Origin of the sequence: Marinomonas rhizomae, from assembly GCF_003315485.1 — a bacterium.
Lineage (GTDB): Bacteria > Pseudomonadota > Gammaproteobacteria > Pseudomonadales > Marinomonadaceae > Marinomonas > Marinomonas rhizomae.
Map to the genome: position 1 here is coordinate 1 of NZ_QNSE01000010.1, position 21,071 is coordinate 21,071.

Here is a 21,071-nt window from a genome sequence, read left to right on the forward strand (position 1 = left end):
TTGTTTTGGTGTTGTGAAACATCAAAGCGAATACAAGCCTCAAATAGTCTAAATGACTAAAAAAGGCTTGCTTTGAAAGATGGTATCTCCCCTTGAAGATAAGGGGAGGGAACAAATACACTCTGCTAAAGGGAGTCTGAGAGGGTCATTCTTTAAAAGCTTCTAACCAATCCAATAACCATAAACACCAAGATCAAAACAAAAATCGATGGGCGCTTATAGGTCAACCAGGTAAACCCCAACACCGCAATGACAATGTCTAACCAATCGAGCAGGCTCGATGTTCCAATAGGATAATACAAGGCCGCCAGCAATATTCCGACCACGGCGGCATTTAAGCTCGCTACGGCATGACGAAATCGAGCATAATGAGACAAGCGTTGCCACATGGCCTGAGCACTTAACATCAACAGCAGCCCGGACAAAAACACCGCCAATGTTGCCGCGCCAGCCCACAACCAAACATTACCACCAACCGGAGTGACCGCAGCACCCAAAAAGCTCGCCATGGTAAACATGGGACCCGGAACCGCTTGAGCCGCCGCATAACCTAGCAGCAAATTTGATTCATCGATAACGGCCGAGGCTGGCTCGACAAAAGACTCTGGCGTCAATACGAAAGCCGACAACATAGGCAGTACAACATGCCCACCACCAAAGACTAAAGCACCCGCTCGATAAAAGTCAGCAAACAAACCACTTAATCCGCCGCTCACTAGAAAGCTCGCAAAGAAAAGCACTATAGCAAGGACCAAGAAACACCAGGCAAAACGTACTCTAGGTAAGGACTCAGAAGCACTCGGTAACATGGGGGATCTTGCTAGAAAACCAAAACACACAGCAACAAACAGCACCATCAAATTAGCAAAACCGGAGGAAGACAAAACCACAAACGCCGCACTAAATATCGCTAATCCAGCCATCGCTTTGCTATTACAAAAAGAACGCCACATGCTGACACAAGCGTCAGCCACCACGACAACAGCTAACAGCTTTAAGGTATGCACGGCACCATCAAAAAACACATTGCCTTGCCAATGACGACCAAATTGCGCCAATAACACCATGACGATAAATGACGGTAAGGTGAAAGCAACAAAAGCGGCGACCGCTCCCAATAACCCAGCACGATGGTAGCCTAATGCAAAACCAACCTGGCTTGAACCTGGACCCGGCACAATTTGGCTTAATGCCACCCATTGAGCGTATTGAGCATCACTCGCCCATTTTTTGCGCTGAATGAAGGTTTGATTGAAATACCCCAGATGAGCAGCTGGCCCACCAAAGCTGGTAAAACCTAACAATAGGAAAGAAACAAACACCTCTGTTACACGTCTGAAATAGGAGAGGGTTTTATCTGTCATTGAATAGGTATCCCAAGTTAATTAATGTTCGCCAAAATACTTCTGACGGGGGCTGGCAGCCCTTGTTCCATGGCATCTTGCTGGCTAAACCATTGATATTTATCGCCCTCCATGACCAATTTGGTATCGGCTATTTGAATTTGGCTTGGCGATATATCCAGATGATAATGACTAAAAGTATGTCTAAAAGATGACAGGGGTGTGACAACAGCAACTTGCGTCGCAAATCGCTGCTCAATATGCAGCACCACAGATTCCTCCGGTGCGAGTTCTGGTAAACTCCAAAGCCCACCCCAAATGCCTGTAGAGGGACGTTTCTCTAATAACCACTGCCCTTGTTGATTGGTCAACACCAACAGCTGAATACTCTTCTCTGGCTTGGCCGCTTTTTTCGGTTTGCGAATGGGAAACTGTGTCGGGTCTTGTGTAACACGAGCTTGGCAGTCACTTTGCAGTGGGCAAATCAAACACTGTGGTTTGGATCGAGTACAAAGTGTTGCCCCTAAATCCATCATGGCTTGTGTGTAATCACCACAACGCTCGCTTGGCATGTAATAATCCGCCAAATCCCACATAGCATTTTCCGTTTTTTTCTCGCCCGGCCAAGTTGGCACTGCATGGAAACGCGCCAAAACACGCTTAACATTACCATCTAAAATCGCCGCTTGAACACCACGGGAGATAGACAAAATCGCCGCCGCCGTAGAGCGGCCTATACCAGGTAATTCACACACCCCTTCGACCGTTTCCGGGAACTCGCTGTCAAACTCATCCACCAGCATTTTTGCTGCTTTATGCATGTTACGGGCCCGAGCGTAATAGCCTAAACCACTCCAGTGAGCGAGTACGTCATCTTGTTCCGCATCTGCTAAAGCCTCCACCGTAGGAAAAGACGTCATAAACTTATGGTAATAAGGAATCACTGTGGTCACTTGCGTTTGCTGCAACATGATTTCAGAAATCCATACACGATAAGGGGTTTTATTTTCTTGCCAAGGCAAACTTTTACGCCCGTGCTCATCAAACCACGCTAATACACGGGGCGCAAAATTTTCAACTGGTTGCATTTCTCTCTCACGTTACAGCTTGTTCATTCATCACAGCTCGGTTAAACAATGATCAAAACAAGCTCTTTAGTTTTTCTTTTAGCTTCTCTTTAACTCTTTCTTCTTCAGCCTTGCGCTTTTCTTCAAGCTCAGCTTTTAAGCGATCTTTTTCAGCTTGAGCTTTAGCTTCTAGCTCTGCTTTTAATGCTTTCTCTTTTTCCTTAAGGCGCGCTTTTTCTGCATCCAGTTTAAGGTTTAACTCTTCTTTTGCTAAGTCAGCAAACAACTTCCCAAACCCTTTTATATCTGGACGACATAAACCAGCAGGATCATCACTAAAGTTACCTTTGCAGACAACAGGGAACGCAAGCTTAGTCACTTTTTCATTTACATGGCATGCCTTATCCAACTCACTGCCTGCAATGCCAACATCAGCTTGGTAATCAAGGGAAGAGTCCGGTAAAGACACCACACCATCGCCCGTCACCTGAATCCCCGCAGAACTGATTTTTAAACCTGGAGTTGAGACTCTGCCGTTAACGATGTGAGCAGGAAAACGCATGGTTTCAAAAGGTGTATCTGAACCAAACTGTTGGTCGTCAATTTTTTCCTTCCGAATGGCCGCAATGCCTTCACATACTGTTTTTGTTAAGTTTGTGCCAACTAACGCACCTTTCTTAATATCAATCAATAAGTCACCCTGCAGTGACGACATAAGATCTTCAATGCTGTTACCTTTGGCCTCCAGCTCGCCATCTAGATAGGTTGTTCCAGCAATTTTGTCTAGGTCCATAAAGTCCACCAACAATGGCTGAATTTGCACACCCTCAATAGCAGGCGAGATATTGAAAATGGGGGTAATGCCTCGAACATCTAAACTGGCCTTTGATGACATGCTGCCTTTATATAACAACGCTCGAAGAGGGGAAATTTTGACCAAGCCATTAGATTGAGTGGAATCCAGCTCAATTTTGTCGATTTTTAGCTTTTTGGCTGTTAGATTTTCGAACACCACACCAACATGACCATTCAAAGAACGAATTACATCAATTGGAATCAGGTCCCGAGATTCCGTTTTAGCAGCGAGCTCCGCATTGGTTACGGCCTCTTCGCTTTTTTCAACTGGCGTGGGCAAATAACGGTCTAAGTCTAAATTTTTACCCGCTACACTCACATCCCAGCGCAAAGGTGATAAATCCACCACCGCATTGGCCTCGATACTGGTGTCATCCATCACAATGGAAATAGGCTGAGCGGTAATGGAATCTGAGCTGCCTTCTAACGTGATATTTGCACGTGCTTTGGTTAATACTGCTTCATCCGACATATCTGGCAAAGGAAGTTTTAAACGAGTCATCAGGTAGCGTGGATTAAACTCTCCAATGGTCAGTACAGCAGAAAACTGAGGTTCGCTTAACACTTGATAAGCTTGAACTTTTGCATCGATATTGACACCTAGAACGCTTAATGCGAGTCCTTCTGCTAAAACGTTTTCTTGTGGCAAATCCACATCCACATTGGCGGCACTAAGTTTCGCATTCATGGGACTGGCTGGCAGAACATCACCTTCAACATCGGCAGATAACACCAAAGAATCTAATGACAAAGACTCACGCTCAGGGAAAACCGCAAGGTTCGCATTCAAGGTCGCTGTTGCTTTAATCGGTGACTCACCTTGTAAGCCACTTTGTGTGACTGCGATATCCATTACCATTGGCCATGCTTTATCCCATTGAACATCATTTAACTGCACATTCAAGGTGGCGTTAATCAACTGTTTGGTTTGCTCATCACGATATTGGACTTGGGCGTTTTCAATACGTAATTCATCAAGCTGAATATCAGGCACTTTGATCTTTTCAGCATTGCCATTAGGAGTATTACTAGAAGCGGCACTTTCGGTAGTCGCAGGAGCGACAGAAGCCGTTGATGAGGAATTATTCGGCAAGTCTAGTTGCCAATTTCCTTGGCCTTGCGCGTTTTTATTCAAGTTGGCTTTTAGATTGACCAAGTTCACTTTGTTCACCTGAATTTTCTGTTCAAGTAAAGGAAGAATAGCCAAACCAAACTCGGCACGATCAAACCGTAGAATTTCAGGGTCGGTGCCAATAGACACACCAATATCTTCTAACCCAAGCCCCAGCCAAGGAAAAAATGACCAACTAATGTCACCGTCTAAACGTAAATTAACATTGGCTTTTTCCAACGCGACGCTTTTGAGCTCGTCTTTAAAATCATTTGGGTTCACAAACAACATGACATACGCCAACAGAAGAGCAATGACAGCCAATAAACCAGCCACCAACAGTGAAAGTCGCTTTATCCAAACCATGACAAACTCCTTAATAAATTGCCCTTACCAGCCTCCCTCTTAGCAGGAGGAGAAGCTAAGTTCGTTTTTTTGTTCCTTCCCCTTATCTTTAAGGGTTAGGATGGGGTTGTTAACTTTAATTAACCCCCTCCCAGCCCCCTCCTTAGCAGGAGGAGCTAAGTTCGTTTTTTTGTTCCTTATCTTCATCTTCAAGGGAAGGAATAAAAATATTGCCATATCATAACATTCGAAGTAGAAGTTTATCGACGCAATAGAGACAACTCATCAAAAAACACACAGTCAAAGCGTAGAAGCTAAAGAGCCCACGTTCTATAATAGGGAAATTATGTCATGCTCTTATTATACAAAAACGTGACGACTACTCGTCACCCTCACTGTGGAGAAACCAATTAATGTCCGATCGCATTGCCAGTGTCGAGCGTAATACGCTTGAAACTCAGATCAAGGTGTCGATTAACTTAGACGGTACCGGTAAATTCAACTGCATCACAGGCGTTCCTTTTCTTGACCATATGCTTGAGCAAGTAGCACGTCATGGTTTAATTGATTTAGATATTCATGCCGTTGGCGATCTTCACATTGACGCCCATCACACAGTTGAAGATTTGGGAATCACGCTAGGGCAAGCGTTCGAGATTGCCGTTGGTGATAAAAAAGGCATCAAGCGTTACGGCCATGCTTACGTTCCGTTAGACGAGGCTTTGTCACGCGTAGTCATCGATTTTTCCGGCCGCCCAGGTTTGGAAATGCATGTCCCTTTTACTCGCGGCTCTGTTGGCGGTTTTGATGTGGATTTGTTCTCTGAATTTTTCCACGGCTTTATCAACCACGCCAAAGTGACGCTACACTTAGACAACCTACGTGGCAAAAACACCCACCACCAAGCCGAAACCATTTTTAAAGCTTTTGGACGTGCACTGCGCATGGCACTGGAAGCAGACGAACGCATGGCTGGGCAAATGCCTTCCACTAAAGGTTCTTTGTAAGAAACTCTTAGTTTGAGCAATAAGAATATGAGTAATAAGAGTATGAGTGAGATGAAAAAGTCCACAGTCGCAGTGATCGACTACGGTATGGGTAACCTTCACTCGGTTGCCAAAGCTCTTGAACATGTAGCAGATGAAAATACCTCAGTCATAGTAACCAGTGACCCTGCGGTAATTGATGCAGCAGATCGCGTACTATTACCTGGTGTTGGAGCAATTCGTGATTGCATTGGTGAAATGCACAACACAGGACTGGTTCCTAGCATTCGCAAAGCCATGCTAGAAAAGCCTTTTCTTGCTATTTGTGTTGGCATTCAGTCTTTAATGTCTCACAGTGAAGAAAACGCTGGTGTCGATTGTTTAAACCACTTCCAAGGTAATGCTCTGTTCTTTGGTGAAAACCATAAAGATCATGATGGCAGCAAATTGAAAGTGCCACACATGGGCTGGAATCAGGTTAAACACACCATAAACCACCCTCTTTGGACGAACATTCCGGATAACGCTCGCTTTTATTTTGTACACAGCTTTTATGTTGTTCCAGAAAATAAAAGCGAAGTCGCGGGTACCTGTGACTATGGTTTAGAATTCTGTGTAGCACTCGCTCGAGACAATGTTTTCGCCGTGCAATTTCACCCAGAAAAAAGTCATAAAGATGGTCTTCAGCTATATAAAAACTTCCTTCATTGGGATGGCAAGCCATAACAGTAAGCCTTTAAGTTTGTTTAGGTAGACGCACATTAGATTCTAGGAGCGCCATTTATGGGCTTAGCAAAACGTATTATTCCTTGCCTTGATGTGGACAACGGCCGCGTTGTAAAAGGCGTTCAGTTCGTCGACATTCGTGATGCAGGCGACCCTGTAGAGGTGGCAAAACGCTACAACGAGCAAGGCGCCGATGAGATTACTTTTCTAGATATCACGGCCAGCTCAGACGATCGTGAGACAACCGTCCATATGGTTGAAGCCATTGCCAGCCAAGTGTTCATCCCCTTGACTGTCGGCGGTGGCATTCGTACCTGCGAAGACATTCGTCGCATGCTAAACGCTGGCGCTGATAAAGTTGGCATTAATACCGCTGCGGTATTTAACCCAGAATTTGTTCGCGAAGCCGCACAACGCTTTGGCTCTCAATGTATCGTTGTGGCCATTGATGCAAAAAAAGTCAGTGCGGAAGGTGACGCTGATAAATGGGAAATTTTCACCCATGGCGGCCGCAAACCTACCGGCTTAGATGCCGTTGAGTGGGCAAAGAAAATGGTGGAATACGGCGCAGGGGAAATTCTGTTGACGAGCATGGATCGCGACGGAACTAAAAATGGTTTCGACCTTGGTGTTACTCGCGCCATCAGTGAGGCCGTGCATGTTCCTGTGATCGCTTCTGGCGGTGTTGGCAACTTAGACCATCTTGTAAACGGCGTTATTGAAGGCAAAGCCGACGCAGTACTGGCAGCAAGTATTTTCCATTTTGGTGAATACAGCATTCAAGAGGCTAAGCAGCGCATGACAGACGCTGGCATTGAAATGCGCCTTTGACCTTCTCCTCATAGTGCAACTATCGGTCTAAAGACCTATCTACAGATGATTTGATTTTTGTCGTGCGTTAGCGCGACAAACTTCTTTTATATATGTTCGGAAAGTCAGTATTTTTTGTGCATGGAGTATCTGTCGCTTGCTGCGAATAAGCTCTGCCGAGTACAATCCCTGAAATTAAACTTTGCCTTACCTAATAGAAGGAAGACTTCTTGACCACCTTAACCGATGCTTTGCAAGCGTTGGCAAGCCATTGCCAACAAGCCGCGACCACTTCTGCCTTAACATTTCATCGTGGTGTGGAACGAGAAGCTCTACGAGTTGATCGTACTGAAGGCCGCATATCTCATAAGCCTCACCCAAAAGTCCTGGGTTCGGCAATGACTCACAGCTCTATCACAACCGATTATTCCGAATCTTTAATGGAGTTTATTACTGGCGTTCATCCAAGTGTTGAAGGCGTCATTAAAGAACTAGAAGATATTCATAACTTGGTGAATCACGAACTCTATAAGCAAGACGAATGTTTGTGGCCAGCCAGTATGCCTTGCTATTTAGCGAACAATGAAGACGTTCCTATCGCCTATTATGGCGAATCAAACACAGGTAAACTAAAACGCGTTTATCGTGAAGGCCTATCCAATCGCTATGGCCGTATCATGCAGTGCATTGCAGGCATGCATTACAACTTCTCTTTTGATAAAGAGTTCTGGGCTTTTTTGGAAAGTTACAAGGGCAAAACGAATCTATCGAGCGCGGAAAAACAAGCGTTTCAATCAGACAGTTATTTCGCCTTGATCCGTAACTTCCGCCGCAGTTCTTGGATGCTTTCACTCTTGTTCGGGGCATCTCCTGCTATCGACGAAAGTTTTTTACCGAAAAAGCCTGATAGCTTAAGCACCCTTGAAAGAAACACTTGGTTTGGACCAAAAGCCACGTCACTTCGCATGAGTGATCTTGGCTATCAAAACAAAGCTCAAGCCGATTTATATGTTTGTTACAACGAAGTTGAAACCTACATCAGCACAGTCAAAAAAGCCTTACAAACACCTTATCAGAGTTACCAAGACATTGGTGTGAAAGTTGATGGACAGTACCGCCAACTTAACAGCAACTTATTGCAAATCGAAAACGAGTATTACAGCGATATTCGACCAAAACGCGTGACTCAACCTGGAGAACACCCTAGCGCAGCATTACATGCGAGAGGCGTGGAATACATTGAAGTGCGTATTATGGATCTAGATCCAAGCTCATCAATCGGTATGCAATCTTCGACCTTGTATTTCATCGATGTTTTCTTGCTTTACTGTATGTTACGTGGCGACGAATATTTAGGCAGTGCCGAGTGCAGTCAGCTTCGTAAAATGCAGCAAGAAATTGCTTCCCATGGACGTGATCTAGACATGGATTTTGATTTTGGCCAAGGGCCAACTAAACTTCGTACGAAAGCAGAAGATATGTTGGATTCACTAGCGGAAGTTGCTGAGTTTTTATCCAGCAAAACGGGCAACCCTGCTTACCAACAAGCCGTAGACGTTCAACGAGAAAAATTAAGCGACGAGACTCTGCTACCTTCGGCTCAGTTATTAGAGCGCAGTAAAACACAACACGGCTTTCAAAGTGCCATGTTGGCGCTTTCAAAGGAACAGCAAACAGAATGGATGTCTCGCCCTTTGCCCGATGAGCTGACCCGTGAATTTATGGGCAAAGCTGAGCGTTCTTTGCGTGATCAAGAAGCGATTGAAGCAGCAGATGAAGTGGACTTTGACACTTTCCTAGCGGCGTATTTAACACCGCAGTAAAGCAAATCATTAGAACTGACAGATAAAAAAGCCTCATGCGAGGCTTTTTTATTATTAAAATATTAGAGATGACACTGTGTTGGCACGCCCAGCAGTCGTATAGAGGCTTCTATTATGCGTTTGGCGACACTGGAATACCTTCAAGGTTATCCAACACCAACCATTCAGCTAGTTTAGTGCGCAAATCGTCAACACCATCACCGCTCAAAGAAGAGAAAGTTTGCACTGAGCCATCGACTCCAAGTGTTTTAAGAACCTTCTGCACACCTAACATGGTCGACTTTGCAGGTCCGCGTTTTAACTTGTCAGACTTAGTTAACAACACATGAACTTTCATGCGGTTCGATTTTGCCCAATCCAACATCATTTCATCAAATTCTTTTAAAGGGTGACGAATGTCCATCACCAATACAACTCCCGCTAATGAGCGACGGTTCATCAAGTAATCTTGCATGTGTGCTTGCCAGACTTTTTTCATAGCAATTGGCACTTTAGCAAAACCATAACCTGGAAGGTCAATTAAACGGCGATCATCTACATTCAAGCCAAAACAGTTAATTAACTGAGTTCGCCCCGGTGTTTTTGACGTTCGAGCGAGCTTCTTTTGGTTCGTCAGGGTATTAAGCGCAGTGGATTTGCCTGCATTGGATCGACCTGCAAATGCGACTTCGACACCTTGGTCTAAAGGACATTGGGAAAGTTTCTCTGCACTCTTAATAAAATGCGCGGATTGGAAAGTAGAGTCAAAAGGTGTCATAAGTTGATATTCGTCAATAGATTCGGATTTGCATTCAGATTTATTTCAATTGCTGTATATAATGCCAGCAAACATAGAAATATGCCATGTTAAACTCCATCGCCTAACCTAATCTGGGCAAATGAACACTCTCAGAACAGGAATTTACAAAACAAGACAAATAATGGCCAAAAGACAGACCTTAGTTATGTAAACTTTGTGTAAACTTACTGGAAAATTAGAACCTTAAGTCTTTGATGGAATCGTATTCTGTTGTAATTCTGTGCATGATGTAAGAATACCTGTTAGCAAGCTAACAAAACCATTGATTCGACTAGGAGCCATCCATGATAAAGCTGTTTTCAGCACTTATACTTTCTCTTCTCATCCCACTGACGGCAGGCGCTGCTGAATACAGTGACGGTAACGGCTACACCACCATTAAAACCCCTGTTCGCACCAGCGATCCTAGTAAGATCGAAGTCACTGAAATTTTCTGGTACGGATGCCCGCACTGCTACAAACTTGAGCCTATCACTCAAGCTTGGAAAAAAGATTTACCAAACGATGTGGGTTTTAAATTCTTACCTGCCGTTTTTGGACGCGGTTGGTTAGCACACGCTAAGGCCTTCTATGTTGCTGACCTACTTGGCATTGAAGATAAAGTCCGCGCGGATCTTTTTAATGCTATCCATGTTGAACGTCGTCGCCTAAACTCTGAAGATGCTCTGGCTGCCTTCTTTGTAAACTACGGCGTCAGTGAAGACGAGTTTCGTAAGCAATACAATTCATTTGCTGTAAACAGCCGCCTTAGTCAAGCCGATGCAAAAATACGTGCCTACGGCGCTCGCGGCGTACCAGGATTAATCGTCAATGGTAAATACCTGGTAAGTGCTGAAACAGCTAACGGAAATGAAAACATCTTCAAGGTTGTTGATTTTCTAATCGAAAAAGAACGTCAGAAATAATAAAAATGAGGCGATATGACGGAATCATCAAGTGACAAATTAATAGAAGCGTTGCGTAAAGCCGTTTCCAGAACGAGCATGCTAGCGGAAGGAAACGATCCTGAGCTTGATTCCGTTGTTCGCCAAATTCGCCAAGTCATCACAAAAGGCGCAAACGCCCAAGAAATACAAGATGTGCTAAATGATGCCGAGCCATTGCTCATTAAAAGCGACGAAGCCCAAATAAACAGAGCAAAACAGGTTAGAAGCACACTGCAAGAGCTTATCGGCCTACTTGAAAACCAGGACAATAAACGCGTTCCTCAAAATGAGATGAAGCAACTAGAAGCTCAGATACGCCTTCATTGGCAAACGTCTTCTCAATGGCCTTTCCTTTTAAGAAGCTTTTTCTCATTGGCAGAAAAAACACTCAATGGAACGCCATCCAGCCAATCCAAAAACTCATTTTTTAAGCGTATTTTTAATCGTGACCTAGAATCGAAATCGCACAAAAACGACCAAGAAATCATGATGCAAATTAGCCACACACTTGCAGGGCTAATGAACAACTTATCGTTACCAAGCCATTATGATGAAGACATTCTCGATCTAAAAAAGGCCCTTCTGGGTAATGACAATATCCAACAACTTCCGGGGTTACTGGATGAAGTGATCAATTTGATCATGATCGCTATCGGCAAAACTCAAGAAAGTTTGGCCAACTACCTTAATCAGTTAAACAAACAACTCGCCAGCATCAATGAGTCTATCTCTAGCAGCTATCATTCCCAGAAAACTCTGTCTGAAAGCCGCGAAGGCTTTAACTCCAAATTACAAAGACAAGTCACCGACACTTCTCAGGCGATTCAGGGCGCAAATGATTTAGAAAGCTTAAAAGCATTGATCAACGATAGGCTATCAACCATTTCTAGCACCATGACTGAATACAAAACACAAATGGTAGAGCAAGAAAAACACGCCACCCAATCTATTACCTTGCTAAAAAACAAGGTAACGCGAATGGAAAAAGACACGGTTTCTTTGCGTTCCTTGTTACAAGAAAAACTTGCACAAGCGATGACAGATTCATTAACCGACTTACCAAATCGTACGGCATATCAAGATGCCATCTTGCCTCTTTGTAAAATCATGCAAAAAACACAAAAGTCTGTTTGTCTTGCCGTCTGCGATATAGACCATTTTAAGAAAGTAAACGATACTTGGGGTCATCTGGCAGGCGACAAAGTACTACGCTTAGTACCAAAACAAATTCGCACCGTCCTAGCAAAAGAAGACCTTATATTCCGCTATGGTGGTGAAGAATTTGTGGTCGCGTTTCCAAACACAACTTTAGCGCAAGCCGTTAAACGCGCGGAAGACATTCGACTTGCTGTGGCAAAAACACCATTTAATATGCAAGGTGAACCCGTATCAATTTCGATTTCAATTGGTATTGCCGAACTTCAAGTACAAGAAAACCCAGAATCCTTGTTTGCCAGAGCAGACAAACAACTCTATTTAGCCAAAGAAGCAGGCCGAAATAGAGTCATGGCCAATAAATAGTTTAGGGAAAGCAGTACCAGAGCCTTGCCGTCGCGGTTACAATAACCGCTTATATTCAATGCAGCGCTGTCAAATACTCAGTTAAAAGCCTTTCAATAAGGCGATTAAATAACGCTTTCCAATTAAAGAGAATGGCACGCAATTACACCATTAGGATGAAGTAGTTTATGCAAGACGATCAGAAAAAAACCACCGATTTTGGCTTTAAAGAGATTCCTACTGATGAAAAAGTCCAAGCTGTCGCACAAGTTTTTCATTCCGTAGCCGCAAAATATGACATTATGAATGATTTAATGTCCGGTGGTATTCATCGTCTATGGAAGCGACACACTATTAGTCAATCTGGCGTTCGCACTGGCAACTGCGTATTGGATATCGCTGGCGGGACAGGTGATTTGACGCTTAAATTTTCTCGCCTTGTGGGCAGCCAAGGTCAAGTAGTCCTTGCTGATATCAACGATTCTATGCTGAAAGTAGGTCGTGACAAGCTTGCGAATCAAGGCATTGTAGGCAACGTCAAATTTGTTCAGGCTAACGCCGAAGCGCTCCCTTTCCCTGATGACACCTTCGACTGCATTACTATTGCCTTTGGTTTGCGCAATGTCACTGACAAGTCCAAAGCCCTTGCTTCTATGTATCGCGTATTAAAACCGGGTGGTCGCTTGTTAGTTTTGGAATTCTCTAAGCCAGAATCCGAGCTTTTGTCTCAAGTCTACGATCAATATTCTTTCCGCCTATTACCTGCCATGGGCAAACTGATCGCCAATGATGCCGATAGCTATCGATACCTTGCTGAATCCATTCGTATGCATCCAGACCAAGAAACCTTAAAAAGCATGATGGACGAAGTCGGATTTGAGCGTACCAGCTACCAAAATTTAACGGGCGGCATTGTTGCGCTTCATAAAGGATTTAAATTCTAGCCATGTTAACCAGTACCTTTCGTTTACTGCGCATAATCTATACAGTTATGCGCTTTCGCCTTGATGTGTTTATTCCTTTCAGTGTATTGCCTTGGTATCTTCGCTACACACTTGGCCTTATTTGCTCAATCGGCCGCAAGCAGGCCAGCCAAAATAAAGGCGAACGACTTCGTTTGGCATTAGAATCGCTTGGCCCTATTTTTGTTAAATTCGGCCAAATATTGTCAACTCGACGAGATTTGTTAGACGATAATATCGCCGATGAGTTAGCCAAGCTGCAAGACAAAGTTCCTGCTTTCCCGGGCCATGTTGCTCAATCAATTATCGAGAGAGATTTAAAAGCACCTGTTTCTGAGCTGTTTGCAGAGTTTTCAGCAACCCCTCTTGCATCTGCCTCTATAGCACAAGTCCATACCGCTAAACTGCATTCTGGCGAAGACGTGGTTGTTAAAGTCATTCGTCCGAAGATTGAAAAAACCATCAGTAAAGACATCAGCTTGCTTTATACTTTGGCACACCTTGTTGCTAATTTAAGCGCTGACGGCCGACGACTAAGACCCGTCGAAGTGGTAACAGATTACGAATACACCATTCTTGATGAATTGGACCTTGCCAAAGAAGCTGGCAACACTGGCTTATTGCAGCGCAACTTTACTAACTCAGAATTGCTTTACGTACCTCAAGTTTATTGGGATTACAGCCATCGTAATGTTATGGTGATGGAACGCATTTCGGGCATCCCTGTCGCTGATATTGACGCGCTTAATAAAGCTAATGTGGACATGAAATGCTTAGCAGAGCGCGGCGTTGAGATTTTTTTCACTCAAGTTTTTTCGCACAGTTTTTTCCACGCAGATATGCATCCTGGCAATATTTTTGTCGATGTCAGTAACCCTCAAAAACCTAAATATATTGCCATAGACTGCGCTATTATGGGCAGCTTAGATGACGCAGATAAAAGCTATTTAGCGCGCAATTTATTGGCTTTTTTCCAGCGCGATTATCGCATGGTAGCAGAACTGCATGTTGAGAGTGGCTGGGTACCCAAAGGTACGCCAGTGCATGCTTTTGAGTCTGCTATTCGTAGTGTTTGTGAACCTATGTTTGCTAAACCATTGAAAGACATTTCTTTTGGACAAGTACTGATCGGCTTATTCCAAACCGCGCGACGCTTTAATATGGAAGTGCAACCCCAGCTAGTTCTATTGGAAAAAACACTGCTCAACATTGAAGGGTTGGGACGTCAGCTTTACCCAGATCTAGATCTATGGGTGACAGCTAAACCTTTCCTAGAACGTTGGATGCGTGAACAAATGGGACCTAAACGTGTGATGGAAGAAGTCCGCAAACAAGCACCGCAATGGGCTGGCCAGCTACCACAAATCCCAAATTTGGTCTTTTCTGCACTATCACAAATGTCACACCAAGAAGAACGTCTACAGGCACAAACTGAGGCGATCAATAAGCTGGGGCAAGAGCTGAAAAAAAGCAGAAAAAATACACCTTTCCGATTACTGGGAGCAATCAGTTTAGGAACCGCTTGGATTATTACTGACCCAGTATCTTTAACTCACATAAAAGACGCCGATTTAACCAGTTTTGGACTGTTGTTATTAGGGCTTTACCTACTTGTCTTAAAACCGTAACCTTTGAGAGACTATAATGAAATCTGATGTATTGGCTGAATTAGCAGCCACTCTAGAAGAACGCAAAACCGCCGCCGCAGACTCTTCTTATGTTGCCAGTTTGCACGCAAAGGGGTTAAATAAGATCCTTGAGAAAGTTGGCGAAGAAAGTATTGAAACCATTATTGCAGCGAAAGATGCTGTCACCTCTGGTGATAAATCTGATTTGATTTATGAAACAGCCGATTTATGGTTTCACACATTAGTGATGTTATCGCATTTAGATATTGGCCCAGATGCTATACTTGATGAACTAGCACGCAGATTTAATTTGTCTGGCTTAGACGAAAAAGCCAGTCGCACCAAATAAGCAGTAGGAGTAATTTATGTTAGGCGGAATCAGCATTTGGCAACTATTAATCGTTTTAGCCATTTTAGTACTTATTTTTGGCACCAAGAAACTTAAAAACCTTGGTTCTGATTTGGGTGGAGCAGTCAAAGGCTTTAAAGAAGCCGTCGACAAAGATAACGATACAGAAGACGAAAAAACAGCCCAGCACAAAGTCATTGATGCTGATGTTAAAAAAGACGATAAGAGCGCCTAATCTGTGTTCGATATTGGTTTTTCTGAACTCCTAGTTGTTTTTGTCGTTGGTCTTTTAATCCTTGGCCCTGAACGCTTGCCCCATGCCGCGAAAACGGCAGGGCTATGGGTTCGTAAAATTCGTCGCAGTATCAGTTCCGTGCAAAGAGAGATTAATGCACAGCTAGATCATGAAGAGCTGCAACAGAAAATAAACGAAACCAATCAGCGACTTCTACAAGAAGGCCAAACGATTCAAAACACCATCACGCCTTACCCTGAAAGTTATGACAACAAAAGAGATGAGCTTGAGCCTGTTGAGCCTGTTGAGCCTGTTGAGCCTGTTGAGCCTGTTGAGCCTGTTGAGCCTGTTGAGCAAGTAGAAACAAACAGGGTAACCACTAAAGATGAAGTCTCTCTATCAGCAATCAAAGAAATAGAGACTAAAAACAAAGCTGATTCAGCCAAAGCCCAGCTAACAGAAGAAATAGAAGAAACGCCCGAAACCGCGGTTTCTCGAACTTAATCATTATTTAAACTACACGCGGACATGTGACGCATTATGAGTACAGATTCATCCAATCAAGCACCACTTGTCGCTCATCTTATCGAGCTAAGAAATCGTCTATTAAAATGTGTTCTTGCTATACTGATTCTTTTTCTAGGACTGTATGCTTTCGCTAATGATTTGTATCTGATTGTTTCCGAACCACTGCGTCTGCTACTTCCTTCTGGTAGCTCGCTCATCGCAACTGAAGTGGCCTCACCTTTTCTCGCGCCACTCAAACTAACCTTTGCCACTGCGGTGCTCATATCGGTTCCCTACACGCTTTTTCAAGCTTGGTCGTTTATTGCTCCAGCGCTGTATAAAAATGAGAAACAAATCGCGATCCCTCTGCTAATTTCCAGTATTTTCCTTTTCTATGCTGGAGTGTTATTTGCCTATTTCGTCGTCTTACCTTTGATTTTTGGCTTTTTTACGACGGTCGGCCCCGGTGAAGTTACCGTAATGACAGATATCAACAACTACTTAAACTTTGTTTTAAAGCTATTTTTTGCTTTTGGTGTAACCTTTGAAATCCCTGTTGCCACATATCTGCTTATTAAAGCGGGTGTCACTACTGTTGCAACACTATCCAAAAAGCGACCTTACATTTTTCTAGGCTGCTTCGTGGTCGGCATGCTTATTACACCACCAGATATTTTCTCGCAAACTTTACTGGCTATCCCTATGTGGATGCTGTTTGAACTTGGACTTATTGCAGGGCGCACGGTAAAAGTAGTCGTTGATGGCAGCGAGGAAAAAGAACAAAGCGAGCAATCTCAATCTACGTAATACAAATTCAATAATAGAAAACTCTCCTTTACCTTGGCCGCGACTCCGCCATCAATGCGGCTAAAGTTTACTGAATATATCAACATCCAGTAAATCCAGTAAAAAAGCTTAATCTAGCATGAAGGTAACAGGGCCATCATTAGTAAACGCGACCTTCATATCCGCACCAAATTGCCCGGTTTCGACATTGCGGTATTGGGCACGCACTTTGCTCACAAAATCATTAAACAAACGCTCCCCTTCCTCTGGAATCGCCGCCGTTGAAAACCCAGGACGCAAGCCCTTTTTAGTTTCAGCTGCTAGAGTAAATTGCGACACCAGCAAAACACCACCTGCAACTTGCTGAACATTTAAATTCATCTTGCCGTCTGCATCACCAAACATGCGGTATTTGAGCAGCTTATCTGCCAGTCGCTGGGTATCAGCTTCTGTATCACCTTTCTCAATCCCGACCAATACTAACTGTCCATGGTCAATTGCCCCTATGGTTTTACCATCAACAACCACACTGGCATTTATCGCTCTTTGCACCAAGACCTTCATTCCATTTCCTCGAATTCGGCTAGATAAATAAGGCTAATAACTTTACCAAAGCCCAGAAAAAACAAAAGCGCCCGAAGGCGCTTCTGTCGCTCACGAATTCATTTACATGAACTCATTTGCTGCTGCTCTTTATAGAAAAGCGACTATTACTTACGACCAGCGCGTTTACGCTCGTTTTCAGTCAATAGTTTTTTACGAATACGAATGCTTTCTGGCGTTACTTCTACCAATTCATCGTCTTCGATAAACTCAAGCGCTTGCTCAAGGGTATGACGAATCGGTGGAGTCAACGTCAATGCTTCATCAGTACCAGAGGCACGCATGTTAGTTAATGCCTTACCTTTAACTGGGTTAACTGTTAAGTCATTATCGCGTGAGTGAATACCAATAACTTGGCCTTCGTATACTTCAACGGCGTGACCCAAGAATAAACGACCACGGCTTTGCAAGTTAAACAATGCGAAAGCCGCTGTTTTACCAGTAACCATACTGATTAGTACGCCGTTCTGGCGGCTACCAACATCACCGTCTTTTACTGGACCGTAATGATCAAATACGCTGGTCATGATACCAGAGCCAGATGTCAGCGTTAGGAACAAGCCACGGAAACCGATCAAACCACGAGAAGGCGTCATGAATTCTAGACGAACACGACCTTTACCATCTGGCTCCATGTTAGTTAACTCAGCTTTGCGCAAGCCAAGCTCTTCCATGATAGAGCCTTGATGCTGCTCCTCAACATCGATAACAACCAACTCAAATGGTTCTTGAATTTTTCCGTCTACAAGCTTTTGAACTACTTCAGGACGAGAAACACCCATCTCAAAGCCTTCGCGACGCATGCTTTCAATCAATACAGAAAGGTGCAGCTCGCCACGACCTGATACGATAAATTTATCCGGAGTTTCACCTTGACGAACGCGCAATGCTACGTTGTGAATAAGCTCACGATCAAGACGGTCTGAGATATTACGAGTCGTAATATATTTACCTTCTTTACCAGCGAACGGAGAGTCATTTACCATGAAGGTCATGCTTACTGTTGGCTCATCTACAGATAAGGCAGGAAGCGATTCAACACACTCAGGGTTACATAAGGTGTCAGAAATACTTAGACCATCGATACCAGTAATACAAACGATATCACCAGCAGAGGCTTGATCTGTATCAACACGAGCTAGACCGTGATAGCCCTTCACGTTTAGGACTTTACCTTTACGCTCTTTGCCATCTGCCGATTTAACGATCACTTGTTGGTTTGGAGACAACAAGCCACGAGTGATACGGCCGATACCAATAACACCAACATACGCATCGTAATCCAATGCAGAAACCTGCATTTGGAACATACCCTCAGGATCAACATCAGGCACAGGCACGCTGTCTACGATCATTTGGTAAAGTGGTGTCATGTCTTCTGACATGTTTTCTGGATCATCACCAGAAATACCATTGATTGCAGACGCATAAATAACAGGGAAATCTAATTGCTCTTCTGTTGCGCCAAGGCTATCAAACAGATCAAATACCTGATCCATAACCCAATCAGGGCGAGCACCTGGACGGTCAATTTTGTTGATTACAACAATAGGGCGAAGACCACGCTCAAATGCTTTTGAGGTTACGAAACGCGTTTGTGGCATTGGGCCATCAACGGCATCAACCAACAAAAGTACAGAGTCAACCATAGACAATACACGCTCAACCTCACCACCGAAATCGGCGTGTCCAGGTGTATCAACGATATTAATACGGTAGTCGTTCCACATAATTGACGTATTTTTCGCCAAAATGGTGATGCCACGTTCTTTCTCTTGATCGTTCGAATCCATGATTCGCTCAGAACCTAGGTCCTTACGATCCAGTGTTCCAGATTGGCTTAGTAGCTGGTCAACCAAGGTAGTTTTACCATGGTCAACGTGGGCAATAATTGCTACGTTACGTAACTTATTGATATCATTAGACATTTATAGTTCTCTGCATTTAGCGTGAGCAAAAAGATATACCGCCGCTTGATACGGGCAGGTATGCTCTTCAAGCGTCTCGGATCTTGGTGCGGGGTAAAATTCGCGCAATTGTACCCTTATATTGATCAATATCCCATTAAAGTGACAAAAAAAGTCCACAAAAAATACTTCAATAGGGTAAAAAGCGCATTCGAATAAAAACGATAACATTCATATACTACAAAAATGCTACCGTTTTTTAGTACTTATTAAGGTAAGTATACACCTACATTTTCATGTCCTTTACCCAATAGGTAAGAAGCATGCATACGACTCATGACACCCTTGCCGCAATACAGCAAATAAGGCACATCTTTTTCCAATTCAGACCAATTAGATTCCAAGGCAAAAAATGGAATCACTTTGACTGGGCGACCACTTACTCTTAGCGGCCGATTACTTGCTTCATCAGGGTGACGAATATCAATGATGACTTCATCACCAACAGGCATACGAACCACTGGCACTTCGCCTTGATACTGTTTTGCCACGTCATCCATCACATTTTGAATAGACATGACTTGGGCGTTTTCAATCGCCTGCTCTAATACAGCAAAATCAAAATTAGATTCTTGCTTATCCACTCTATGCATCTTAGCACGCGTGGTTGGCTTAACCGAAATAACACCACAGAACTCTGGCATGCTAGCTGCAAAAGGTGCCGTACCGATTTCGATGGCTTTATCTATAATGACCTGCTTGTTGGTAGTGATCAAAGGACGCAACACCAATTCTTCTGTCACCTGGTCAATAACTTTTAAATTCATCAAGGTTTGACTAGATACTTGGGCAACACTTTCACCAGTCACCAACGCCTTTGCACCTACTTCGCTCATAAGCTGAGAAGCCGCTCGCAACATCATACGTTTCAGAATCACGCCCATTTCTGCGTTATCGACTTTTGTTAAAATTTCGCCGACAACCGCTTCGAAAGGCACGGTAATGAACTTCACATTAAGCGCTGAGCCGTATTTTTCCCAAAGAAAATTAGACACTTGCTTCACGCCAATTTCATGGGCGTCACCACCAAGATTAAAAAAGCAAAAGTGCGTTTTCAATCCTCGGCTCATGGTGAGATAAGAACTGACTGTTGAATCGTATCCGCCAGACATCAAGGACAACACAGGATCTTGTGAACCTAACGGATAACCACCTAGGCCTTCCACTCGTTGCTCTATCATCCAAACTCGATTATCACGAATATCAATAGGCACTAGTACTTCAGGATTTTTTAAGCGAACAGCCAACGCACCACAGCGCGCTTTTAAACAGCCACCTATGTGTCGCTCGGCATCAACAGAAGTAAAGTCATGATGACCAACGCGTTTAACCCGAACGGCGAATACAGCGTCTTTAATCACATCACCATAAGAGACAACAGCTTGTTCAACAATGTCATCAAGATCAACCAAAGGAAATTCACGAACGTATTGAAAGTGAGCAATACCAGCGATATTAGAAAGCGACTGTATAAATTCTTCTCGCAATTCATCCTTCTCAGAAAACACTTCAATAAAGTCCCAATTACCAGAAACAGTAACGTCAGCATCGTACTTTTTAAGAACTAACTTAACATTGTGTCTAAGCTGTTTAATAAAAGCCTTTCTCACTGGACGACTTTTAATGGTGATTTCTGCGAAAAACTTAACAATAAATTTCATAGGACTTGCGATTTATACCGGATATTAGAAAGGCGCATAGTATAAAGAAAAGCCAGTAGATACGAAAACGCTAAATGCGCAC

The 21,071-nt window shown here is 43.6% G+C and carries 19 protein-coding genes; 12 read left to right on the top strand and 7 right to left on the bottom strand.

The window, feature by feature from the left end; genetic code table 11:
• Positions 1–152 precede the first annotated feature (152 nt).
• From chrA to DFP80_RS13555, 3 genes are read right to left on the bottom strand one after another with little or no spacing between them, the layout of a single operon-like run.
• Entirely contained in the window at positions 153–1,364 is a 1,212-nt protein-coding gene (gene chrA / locus DFP80_RS13545) for a chromate efflux transporter (protein WP_113917348.1), read from the bottom strand.
• Positions 1,365–1,381: 17 nt separating this feature from the next.
• Positions 1,382–2,431, bottom strand: a complete 1,050-nt coding sequence (gene mutY / locus DFP80_RS13550; protein ID WP_113917349.1) for an A/G-specific adenine glycosylase — start codon at positions 2,429–2,431, stop codon at positions 1,382–1,384.
• 52 nt (positions 2,432–2,483) lie between these two features.
• Positions 2,484–4,742, bottom strand: coding sequence for an AsmA family protein (locus tag DFP80_RS13555; protein WP_113917350.1), 2,259 nt, complete (start codon positions 4,740–4,742; stop codon positions 2,484–2,486).
• A gap of 392 nt (positions 4,743–5,134) precedes the next feature.
• Here DFP80_RS13555 and hisB point away from each other — a divergent pair, with 392 nt between their 5' ends.
• The 4 genes from hisB to gshA all read left to right on the top strand — a co-directional run bounded on the left by hisB (position 5,135) and on the right by gshA (position 9,066).
• Positions 5,135–5,728, top strand: coding sequence for an imidazoleglycerol-phosphate dehydratase HisB (hisB, locus tag DFP80_RS13560; RefSeq protein ID WP_113917351.1), 594 nt, complete (start codon positions 5,135–5,137; stop codon positions 5,726–5,728).
• 42 nt (positions 5,729–5,770) lie between these two features.
• A complete protein-coding gene (gene hisH, locus DFP80_RS13565) occupies positions 5,771–6,433 on the top strand; it encodes an imidazole glycerol phosphate synthase subunit HisH (protein ID WP_113917352.1) in 663 nt (220 codons plus the stop codon).
• A 57-nt stretch (positions 6,434–6,490) separates the two neighbouring features.
• Entirely contained in the window at positions 6,491–7,264 is a 774-nt protein-coding gene (hisF, locus tag DFP80_RS13570) for an imidazole glycerol phosphate synthase subunit HisF (protein ID WP_113917353.1), read from the top strand.
• Positions 7,265–7,473: 209 nt separating this feature from the next.
• A complete protein-coding gene (gene gshA / locus DFP80_RS13575) occupies positions 7,474–9,066 on the top strand; it encodes a glutamate--cysteine ligase (RefSeq protein ID WP_113917354.1) in 1,593 nt (530 codons plus the stop codon).
• A gap of 112 nt (positions 9,067–9,178) precedes the next feature.
• On the opposite strand, the gene yihA is transcribed toward gshA, so the two are convergent.
• On the bottom strand, positions 9,179–9,823 hold the full coding sequence (gene yihA, locus DFP80_RS13580; RefSeq protein ID WP_113917355.1) for a ribosome biogenesis GTP-binding protein YihA/YsxC: 645 nt from the start codon (positions 9,821–9,823) through the stop codon (positions 9,179–9,181).
• A 326-nt stretch (positions 9,824–10,149) separates the two neighbouring features.
• Here yihA and DFP80_RS13585 point away from each other — a divergent pair, with 326 nt between their 5' ends.
• The 8 genes from DFP80_RS13585 (at position 10,150) to tatC (ending at position 16,779) form a co-directional block, all read left to right on the top strand.
• Positions 10,150–10,770, top strand: coding sequence for a thiol:disulfide interchange protein DsbA/DsbL (locus DFP80_RS13585; RefSeq protein WP_113917356.1), 621 nt, complete (start codon positions 10,150–10,152; stop codon positions 10,768–10,770).
• A gap of 15 nt (positions 10,771–10,785) precedes the next feature.
• Positions 10,786–12,312, top strand: coding sequence for a GGDEF domain-containing protein (locus tag DFP80_RS13590; protein ID WP_113917357.1), 1,527 nt, complete (start codon positions 10,786–10,788; stop codon positions 12,310–12,312).
• A 167-nt stretch (positions 12,313–12,479) separates the two neighbouring features.
• Complete coding sequence (ubiE, locus tag DFP80_RS13595; protein ID WP_113917358.1) at positions 12,480–13,235, top strand: bifunctional demethylmenaquinone methyltransferase/2-methoxy-6-polyprenyl-1,4-benzoquinol methylase UbiE; 756 nt, start codon at positions 12,480–12,482, stop codon at positions 13,233–13,235.
• Between the two features lie 2 nt (positions 13,236–13,237).
• Entirely contained in the window at positions 13,238–14,881 is a 1,644-nt protein-coding gene (gene ubiB, locus DFP80_RS13600) for a ubiquinone biosynthesis regulatory protein kinase UbiB (protein WP_113917359.1), read from the top strand.
• 16 nt (positions 14,882–14,897) lie between these two features.
• Positions 14,898–15,230, top strand: coding sequence for a phosphoribosyl-ATP diphosphatase (locus tag DFP80_RS13605; protein WP_113917360.1), 333 nt, complete (start codon positions 14,898–14,900; stop codon positions 15,228–15,230).
• Between the two features lie 16 nt (positions 15,231–15,246).
• Positions 15,247–15,465, top strand: coding sequence for a Sec-independent protein translocase subunit TatA (gene tatA, locus DFP80_RS13610; protein ID WP_113917361.1), 219 nt, complete (start codon positions 15,247–15,249; stop codon positions 15,463–15,465).
• 3 nt (positions 15,466–15,468) lie between these two features.
• Positions 15,469–15,969, top strand: coding sequence for a Sec-independent protein translocase protein TatB (gene tatB, locus DFP80_RS20900; RefSeq protein WP_241560272.1), 501 nt, complete (start codon positions 15,469–15,471; stop codon positions 15,967–15,969).
• 36 nt (positions 15,970–16,005) lie between these two features.
• Positions 16,006–16,779: a twin-arginine translocase subunit TatC gene (tatC, locus tag DFP80_RS13620; protein WP_113917362.1), complete on the top strand. Its 774-nt coding sequence runs from the start codon at positions 16,006–16,008 to the stop codon at positions 16,777–16,779.
• A gap of 108 nt (positions 16,780–16,887) precedes the next feature.
• Here tatC and dtd read toward each other — a convergent pair whose 3' ends face one another.
• The 3 genes from dtd to thiI form a co-directional block, all read right to left on the bottom strand.
• Positions 16,888–17,322: a D-aminoacyl-tRNA deacylase gene (gene dtd / locus DFP80_RS13625; RefSeq protein WP_113917363.1), complete on the bottom strand. Its 435-nt coding sequence runs from the start codon at positions 17,320–17,322 to the stop codon at positions 16,888–16,890.
• A 146-nt stretch (positions 17,323–17,468) separates the two neighbouring features.
• Positions 17,469–19,289 carry a translational GTPase TypA gene (gene typA / locus DFP80_RS13630; protein ID WP_113917364.1) on the bottom strand — a complete coding sequence of 607 codons (1,821 nt, stop codon included), beginning with the start codon at positions 19,287–19,289 and terminating at the stop codon, positions 17,469–17,471.
• Between the two features lie 248 nt (positions 19,290–19,537).
• Positions 19,538–20,989, bottom strand: a complete 1,452-nt coding sequence (gene thiI / locus DFP80_RS13635; RefSeq protein WP_113917365.1) for a tRNA uracil 4-sulfurtransferase ThiI — start codon at positions 20,987–20,989, stop codon at positions 19,538–19,540.
• Positions 20,990–21,071: the final 82 nt, after the last annotated feature.

Bases quoted from the DNA above. Each gene is read 5' to 3' on its own strand.
- yihA (WP_113917355.1), bottom strand. From the start codon at position 9,823: ATGACACCTTTTGACTCTACTTTCCAATCCGCGCATTTTATTAAGAGT.
- mutY (WP_113917349.1), bottom strand. From the start codon at position 2,431: ATGCAACCAGTTGAAAATTTTGCGCCCCGTGTATTAGCGTGGTTTGAT.
- thiI (WP_113917365.1), bottom strand. From the start codon at position 20,989: ATGAAATTTATTGTTAAGTTTTTCGCAGAAATCACCATTAAAAGTCGT.
- tatA (WP_113917361.1), top strand. From the start codon at position 15,247: ATGTTAGGCGGAATCAGCATTTGGCAACTATTAATCGTTTTAGCCATT.
- hisH (WP_113917352.1), top strand. From the start codon at position 5,771: ATGAGTGAGATGAAAAAGTCCACAGTCGCAGTGATCGACTACGGTATG.
- hisB (WP_113917351.1), top strand. From the start codon at position 5,135: ATGTCCGATCGCATTGCCAGTGTCGAGCGTAATACGCTTGAAACTCAG.
- DFP80_RS13605 (WP_113917360.1), top strand. From the start codon at position 14,898: ATGAAATCTGATGTATTGGCTGAATTAGCAGCCACTCTAGAAGAACGC.
- ubiE (WP_113917358.1), top strand. From the start codon at position 12,480: ATGCAAGACGATCAGAAAAAAACCACCGATTTTGGCTTTAAAGAGATT.
- ubiB (WP_113917359.1), top strand. From the start codon at position 13,238: ATGTTAACCAGTACCTTTCGTTTACTGCGCATAATCTATACAGTTATG.
- DFP80_RS13555 (WP_113917350.1), bottom strand. From the start codon at position 4,742: ATGGTTTGGATAAAGCGACTTTCACTGTTGGTGGCTGGTTTATTGGCT.
- DFP80_RS13585 (WP_113917356.1), top strand. From the start codon at position 10,150: ATGATAAAGCTGTTTTCAGCACTTATACTTTCTCTTCTCATCCCACTG.
- chrA (WP_113917348.1), bottom strand. From the start codon at position 1,364: ATGACAGATAAAACCCTCTCCTATTTCAGACGTGTAACAGAGGTGTTT.
- typA (WP_113917364.1), bottom strand. From the start codon at position 19,289: ATGTCTAATGATATCAATAAGTTACGTAACGTAGCAATTATTGCCCAC.
- dtd (WP_113917363.1), bottom strand. From the start codon at position 17,322: ATGAAGGTCTTGGTGCAAAGAGCGATAAATGCCAGTGTGGTTGTTGAT.
- tatC (WP_113917362.1), top strand. From the start codon at position 16,006: ATGAGTACAGATTCATCCAATCAAGCACCACTTGTCGCTCATCTTATC.
- DFP80_RS13590 (WP_113917357.1), top strand. From the start codon at position 10,786: ATGACGGAATCATCAAGTGACAAATTAATAGAAGCGTTGCGTAAAGCC.
- hisF (WP_113917353.1), top strand. From the start codon at position 6,491: ATGGGCTTAGCAAAACGTATTATTCCTTGCCTTGATGTGGACAACGGC.